Annotated in this window: 8 protein-coding genes; all 8 read right to left on the reverse strand. The window is 28.8% G+C overall.

Annotated features, from left to right (window positions below; all coding sequences use genetic code 11):
* Nucleotides 1–245: 245 nt before the first annotated feature.
* Entirely contained in the window at nucleotides 246–683 is a 438-nt protein-coding gene (locus EGM88_RS15610) for a hypothetical protein (RefSeq protein ID WP_123899342.1), read from the reverse strand.
* Entirely contained in the window at nucleotides 683–1267 is a 585-nt protein-coding gene (locus EGM88_RS15615; RefSeq protein ID WP_123899343.1) for a hypothetical protein, read from the reverse strand. Before EGM88_RS15615 ends, EGM88_RS15610 begins: the two co-directional genes overlap by 1 nt.
* 204 nt (nucleotides 1268–1471) lie before the next feature.
* Complete coding sequence (locus EGM88_RS15620; RefSeq protein WP_123899344.1) at nucleotides 1472–2083, reverse strand: hypothetical protein; 612 nt, start codon at nucleotides 2081–2083, stop codon at nucleotides 1472–1474.
* 310 nt (nucleotides 2084–2393) lie between these two features.
* Nucleotides 2394–2747 carry a hypothetical protein gene (locus EGM88_RS15625; protein WP_123899345.1) on the reverse strand — a complete coding sequence of 118 codons (354 nt, stop codon included), beginning with the start codon at nucleotides 2745–2747 and terminating at the stop codon, nucleotides 2394–2396.
* A 113-nt stretch (nucleotides 2748–2860) separates the two neighbouring features.
* Entirely contained in the window at nucleotides 2861–3205 is a 345-nt protein-coding gene (locus tag EGM88_RS15630) for a hypothetical protein (RefSeq protein ID WP_123899346.1), read from the reverse strand.
* A 6-nt stretch (nucleotides 3206–3211) separates the two neighbouring features.
* Entirely contained in the window at nucleotides 3212–4960 is a 1749-nt protein-coding gene (locus EGM88_RS15635; protein WP_123899347.1) for a hypothetical protein, read from the reverse strand.
* 159 nt (nucleotides 4961–5119) lie between these two features.
* Nucleotides 5120–5938, reverse strand: a complete 819-nt coding sequence (locus EGM88_RS15640) for a hypothetical protein (RefSeq protein WP_123899348.1) — start codon at nucleotides 5936–5938, stop codon at nucleotides 5120–5122.
* A gap of 163 nt (nucleotides 5939–6101) precedes the next feature.
* The gene (locus EGM88_RS15645) at nucleotides 6102–6746 is read right to left on the reverse strand and encodes an outer membrane beta-barrel protein (RefSeq protein WP_123899349.1); all 645 of its coding nucleotides are present in this window, start codon (nucleotides 6744–6746) and stop codon (nucleotides 6102–6104) included.
* Nucleotides 6747–6877 lie beyond the last annotated feature (131 nt).

Here is a 6877-nt window from a genome sequence, read left to right on the forward strand (position 1 = left end):
TCGATTAGAGTGAAAGTAATACCCTTTATCTAATACAATGTCTCGGTTATTTTACTTCTTATTTCTCTCCATAATCATTGGATTTTACGAACATCCGTATTAATAACTCCTAACGGTTCGGCTATGAGTAGTTGCGTGGTTTAGTACTTAACTTTGCAAGTAAACACCAAGCTGAAAATCCGAAAGGATTTTTAGAAGTAGGCGAGAACAAGCAATTACTTATAGCCATTGTTGTGCTTTCGTATTTATTCTGATATTAAAGGTCTAACTTTTCTAAGTATATATTTATTACATTTTATTGGTATAATGAAAATAAACCTATTTTTGGTTTCATCAAAATCAACATTTCTTTTAAAGAATTCTTTCCTAGTCCTAATAATGTTAAGATTTTTAATAAAGGAATGAGTTACAATTATATCATTCTTTTCATTATATGTAAACGAAAGTGAGTCAAATACATCAATTTCAATGTCATCTGCATCAATTTTCGAGGACCTAATGTACTCTTTTATAATTCTATCTTCATTAATAATTTTATATCCCTGAAATTTGTTTTCTTTTGTAGATTCTTGTTTTTGTATTAAAGAATCTTTTTCATTAATAAAGAAATATTGAGTCTTTATTTTTTGTGAAAAGACATTAAGACTTATTAAGTATATTATTGTTATTGTAAGAGTCCTCATTATTGACAAATTTTATTTCCATTTTGTTTTTCCTCTATAATAATATCTAAAACTTCTTGTTTTTCCGTAGCAGAAAGTTTTTTCCAAGCTTCAGTATATATTCTGTCATGATTACCATTTAAATCCTTTATTTCTGATAAGCCTTCCCAAGCTAAAGCATTATAAAAAGAATCAGAATGTTGCCCATTATCATACTCTTTTAATCCTTCAGCGATTGTACTTCTATAATGTTCTGCCATTTGTTGATGGTCCCAATTTTTCTTGAACCTTCTAAAATAATCATAAACGCCAGGAAAACTTGTTTCATTACTGCCTTCTCTTACAGCAAATTCTCTTAATCTCGCATGAATACCTTCATGTATTATTGTTCTAGCAATCGTTAAGACTGTATTTTTATTTTCTGCTCTATTTTGGTTAATCTTAATTATAAAAGTGTTACCTGATTTTATTGTTGTTGCATTTGTTAGATTCCCTAAAGAAGTTGACATAACGAATTTTAGATTGAATTGAGATGGTTTATTTCCGTCTTGAAAATTTTCTAGTATCTTGTTAATATTACTATTTTCAACTAATTTTTTATACACGCATTTCGATTTTCCTTTAAGTTCACTAGCATCAATTTTTAAAATTTTTTCTTCTTCAATAATACTACCTCCACCACCTTCACCTGGAGCAATAAAGTCAATTGTTTCTTGGTTTCCAGTAGTGTCACAAGAGGTATATTCTTTTTCTCTAGTAATATAATATTGGTCAATGATTTCAGAAGTTCCATCCGTATATTCAAATTTTCAAGTAACTAAATATACAACTTGCTCATAATATGTAACACAATTGCTGGATTTTTGAGCTAACTTTTTATTTGCACCATCAATTTCTTTAACATTAAACTGTTGTTTGCTTGTTTTTCCTTGTATAACTTTGCTTGTCTTTTCTGCATTATTTTCTAAGTCATAGATAGAGACTAAGCCATTAAACTTTTTTAAATTGAAGTAAGAAGTATTATAAAAATCAAAAGGGTATTTTTTGTTGTTAGTTGCAAAATAGTGTACTACTTTTAAATTTAACTTACCATTACTATCTATAAATGCTAAAAGCCTATCAACAGATAATGTAGAGCTTTTATCAAGGTTGTAATCTGTTATTTTTTTGAAAGGAATTTCAATATAATGTTTGCTATTGTTGACAAAACTTTGAGCGTTTGCCCAAATAGGTTCTTTTTTTAAGAAAGAGAAGTTTTCATTTTTAAATTTAGTGTTAAATATTTTTTTAACACTTTCAATAGAAATGTCATTGGATAAATTAGGTTGCTCAATTAGTTCTTCTTTTTGACAATTCCATAGCAATAAAGAAATTCCAAAGATAAGAGCTCCAAACTTTAAAGAATTAGTTATTTTTTTCATTTTCATAATGTTAAATTTAAGATTAATAATTCATTTTTTGTTATTTAACAAGTTGTAATTTTAAACGAATAGTGAGTGAATATGAGCCACAACGGTTGGTATAAGAAAAGTAGGGCAGTCGGTAAGCACCGAACTTTCCGCATAGCACGGAAGCCATATTTTTAACTTTTCTGTTGTCAAAAATACATATATAAAAATATGGCGACCACGCAAATACGCCCAAGTCATTGGTTATGTACTATCCCGCCCTATTTTTTTTATACAATGTTGTAGGCAGTATCTTTTCTAAAACACACACACAAAAAAAGTTTTATAACTCAAAGGCAATCAAATAATATCTATCAACTTTGTCCATTTTGTCCCAATTTTTGTTTATGTATATTTCTATTTCATCAAAATCTAATGGGTTAGATGGAGGAGGAAAAATATAGTTGTATGCCAAAATAAAACTTATTTTAGCTATTTCACTTTCTACAATTTTTCTTGAAAGTAATAATAATGTTTTTCGCAATTCATCATCATCCAAGTCCCTTTTTTTGTCAAATTTTTCTAAAAAATAAACTAAATCGCCTAAATGTTCAATACCTAGTGAACCATAAGTTCGTTTGTTATTGAATAATACATTTAATATTTTATCAATATTTTTGTCTGTTTTATTTTCCATTAATTATACAATCTTAATTTTTAGCATACCGATAGGCTTACTTAAAAATAAGAAGAAGCGAACAAACGCATTATTTTTTTGATGTTACACTGTTTTTAATAAGTCTAAGTTATTTAATCCATTCTTTTAAAGAATAAAAGGTATGCTCTACCAATTTCATCAAATTTATACCAGTATTTATTTAGATAATCAAAAATACCTTTTTCATTTTTTGGAGGATTAATTTTAATCTCTTCTACAAAAGAACATTCATACCAAGGTTTAATTTTTGGGTCTTTTAAAACATCTCTAATAACAGTAAAGACACACATTTTAAGCTCAACGGATTGTCTTTCTCTTTTTTTATCATACTTTTCTAATAAAGCAATAATATCTTCAATATGTTCACAATAATCATTATTTATTGCAATAGATAAAATTTTATCGTAATTTTTAATATTTTCAATTTTCTCAAACATATTCTTTTAATTATTAAATCTAAAAACTCCTATCTTTACTCCGTTTCTCCAATATTCAATAGTAAGATTATAATTTTGATTACTGGCTAATGGTCTTGCAACATATTTTGTACTCCCTATTTCAATAATTTGTATCGGTCCGTTTGCAGTATTAGATATAGTATTCCAATTCAGACCGTATTTTTGATTTATCAAACTTTTATATTGAGAATAAGTTCTATTTGTAATTTCAATATTTGGGTAAGTAGCTCCTGAATCCGTTACGCTCTTAAATTTAATTTTTCCATTAAATGTTGTTGATGTTGAGTTAACCGCATTTAAATTAGTGGCGGTACCTACAAAAATATGAGCAAGATAAACATAATAATTAGGGTCCGTTAGTGCATCTGCCCACATATCCTTAAGTCCAGTTAAATAATCTCCAGCTGCCATAGCAATTTGTCCATTTGAAGGTGTGCCGTTTAAGTAGAAAAGGTTAGCTGCCGCTGTATAGATAGATATTTTATCTTGGAAAGATGCTAAATCGTCTGCTTTTATAATATATTCTATTCCTCTTTGAGTATTTCTATAAGCTGAATAAAAAACTAATTTATCTCCAATACCATAATGTGGTTTTAAAAAATAATCACCAACCTCTATTTCATTTTGGGCTATACTATATATTGATAAGTTAAGAACGCCACTATTTTTATATTTAGCTAGGAGGTACAATTCTATACTTTTATCTGTAATGGGATTTTTTAAATTGTTTATGAATTTAGTGGTACTAAATTCTTCAAAATTTACTTCTTCTCCCTCTCTTTTAACATCAACCGCTTCTTTCCCAAAAAGCGTAGCTTCAAGCGAGTTGTCACCATCGAGAAACAAATAAAGGTCTTCGACAAACGAATCTTCCCCAAGATTTTCAAGCCATTGCTCCTCTTCAGCAAACAGCCCTAATCTTGTCGATATTTCCTTTGCTAGATAGTTGCCGTCGCAATTATCGCAGGGTGGAGTATTGGGAGCTGTTGTAGTGCCTCCACCTCCAGGAATATCATCAACGGCTATATGGTCAATTACTTCTTCCTCACCACCTAGCCCTGAATTGTTTTCGTACCAACAATTCGTTACTGTGTAGGTATAATAATAAGCTCTGTTAGAGCCAGTAAGTTTACAATATTCCCCAACTCTGTGTTTTGAACTAGATCCACATCTTTTTTCACCAACCAAAGTTGATGTTGCACAAATATAACTACTAGATTTGGTAAACGTCGTATTAGAGGATTTTGATTGGTTTACGGTGTTGAAAAGTGCTTCAATGTTTTCGAAAAAAGGAGTTCTTTGCATCGTTCCTTCAAATGGAATTTTAATGCCTTTTTCAAGTTGTTCCAGATAATGTTGTGAATATTTATATTTGATAAGAAAACCCTGTAAAGTATCATTCCGCTGTTCAATAACAAGGTTTTTAAAAGTATTCTTGTCGCTATTTTTATCGGTTACCCTAAAGGTATAGGAAGTATAGTTTTTCTTTTTTATTTCTATTATGCTTTCTGTATCGACCGATATTTCATTTGATGATTTTTTAAAAATAGTACTGTTGTCGTTTTCCAGTATATTTTTAAGTCCGAAGTTTTTTATGGCATTGTTGAAGTTTATGTTACTGGAAAGTTTGCCGAGGGTCAATTTTTCAATAGAGGTTTTCTGTTGAACATTTGTTTCCAGAGATTGTTCGTTTAATTCGGTTTCCTGTTCGCATCCAATAAAAGTTAAGAGCACCAGGAATAATAATGTCCTTAATTTGGTTGATTTGTGGTTTTGTTTTTTCATTTTCCGTTGTTTAAATTTAGTTAAAATGTTTAATTTGTTGACATATTGCCTACAACGGTTAGCTAAACCATCGTTTTAATGTGGTTTAGGTTTTGTTATGTGTAGATTTTACGCATGATAGTTGAGGGTAGAGTTATTGGCTACTTTAGCTATTCTTATCTTTGTTCGACTTTCATTGTATAAAATCTTATTTTCAACTCTTTTCATATTCATGTAAGATAAGGAATCCAACTTCTCTAAATTACTTAAATCTGGTATTTGAACAACACTATTCATACCTATTATATTAAGGAATTCTAGCTTTTTAAGCTTGATTAAAAAATCAATACTTTTTACTTTATTTGAATCGTAAATAGTTATCCTTTTTATATTGGGGAATATAACCTCAAAGGTTTCCATATTTTGAACACTATATAGTACCAGTTCTGTAATATTTATAAAAGGATTTGAAAACAAACTTGCATCTAGTCCTTTCAGTTTCGCATACTCTAGGTTTTCCATTTTCTCTAGAGTTAGATGTTGTTTTTTAGTTAATTTCTCTTCAAATACAATATTTTTTAATTGATTGCATTGAAGTAATTCAGTCAAATCAATGCTTCTCTTATAGATGTAATGAAATTCAATTGTCCTTAGAGATTTAAAGTTGGAAATACCATCAATATTATCAAGTCGAGGAGAAGTAATTAAATGAAATTCAATATGCTCAATATCTACTAAATCCTTAAAATATTCGAGTTTAACCCAGTTTTCATCTCTTCCATAAATGACAAGTTGAACATCTTTTTTTTCTTTTAGAACTACAGCCAGATGCTTGAAGTTTTCAGTGTTCTTGGGTTTTTCGTCTATAGAGATTCTTACGACACCCTTTTCTTCGATAAGAGATAGTACTTCATCTTTAGATAAAAAGTCGAAATTTTCAATAAACATTTTTATTTAGAATTATTTAAATTACACATAACGTTTGGTGTAAGAATAGTTGCGTGGGTTAAACACCTAAATTAATAAAAATTGACCGAGCCTGTGGAAAATCCGCAGGATTTTCCAAGTAGGCGAGAACCAAGCAATTATTTTTACACGGTGTTACCCAACGTTATTTTATTCGGTAGTTAATTTGTAAATAAAAACTATTTGTTCTTAATTTATATTCGTCCGTTTTATATAAGTCAGATAATGCAGTTTGATAGTTATATCCAACTCCAATATTCCAAGTGTTTGAAATGCCGTAATTCATTAAAAATCCCATAAAAGCCTCTAAAAAATAACCTTTACTTTGTTCTTTTAAATTATTATTAATTTCAATGTTATTTTTAAATCCAGCTTTTAAAATTGGATTTAAATTTCCTATTTGAAAACTATAGTCGATTGACGCAGGAATTACTATAAATCTTTGTTTTATAGTTTCAGGTGAATATCCTGGAAAAGTTCCTATATAATCACAAGTTCCACAACTATAAGTTCCTGTAAAATCTTTATTAGAATATAAAAAACCAGATGAAACGCTTATTTTTTCATTGAAGAAGAATTGTGTAATTAGGCCGAGAGAATAATTATTTTTATCAAATTCAATTCCATATCCATTTATGTTTCCTTCTGTAACAAGAAAGTCGTTATACTGACCGTTGTCAATAGATAATTTATCCAATGAATATTCAATTCCTATATTCCATTTCGAATTGTCTTGTGCATAAATGCTCAATTGAAACAGTAAAAATAATATTAGCAATGTTTTTTTCATAATGTTGGGTAACGACAGTCTGTCTAATAACCTACTGCAATTTTATATATTTCTACTAAAATACAGTTTTTTGTATTATTTGTATGCTAAGATTTTATTTTTTGAATTTTGTCCGCATACTACATTAAAAT

This window comes from Aureibaculum marinum, from assembly GCF_003813905.1.
Taxonomy (GTDB): domain Bacteria; phylum Bacteroidota; class Bacteroidia; order Flavobacteriales; family Flavobacteriaceae; genus Aureibaculum; species Aureibaculum marinum.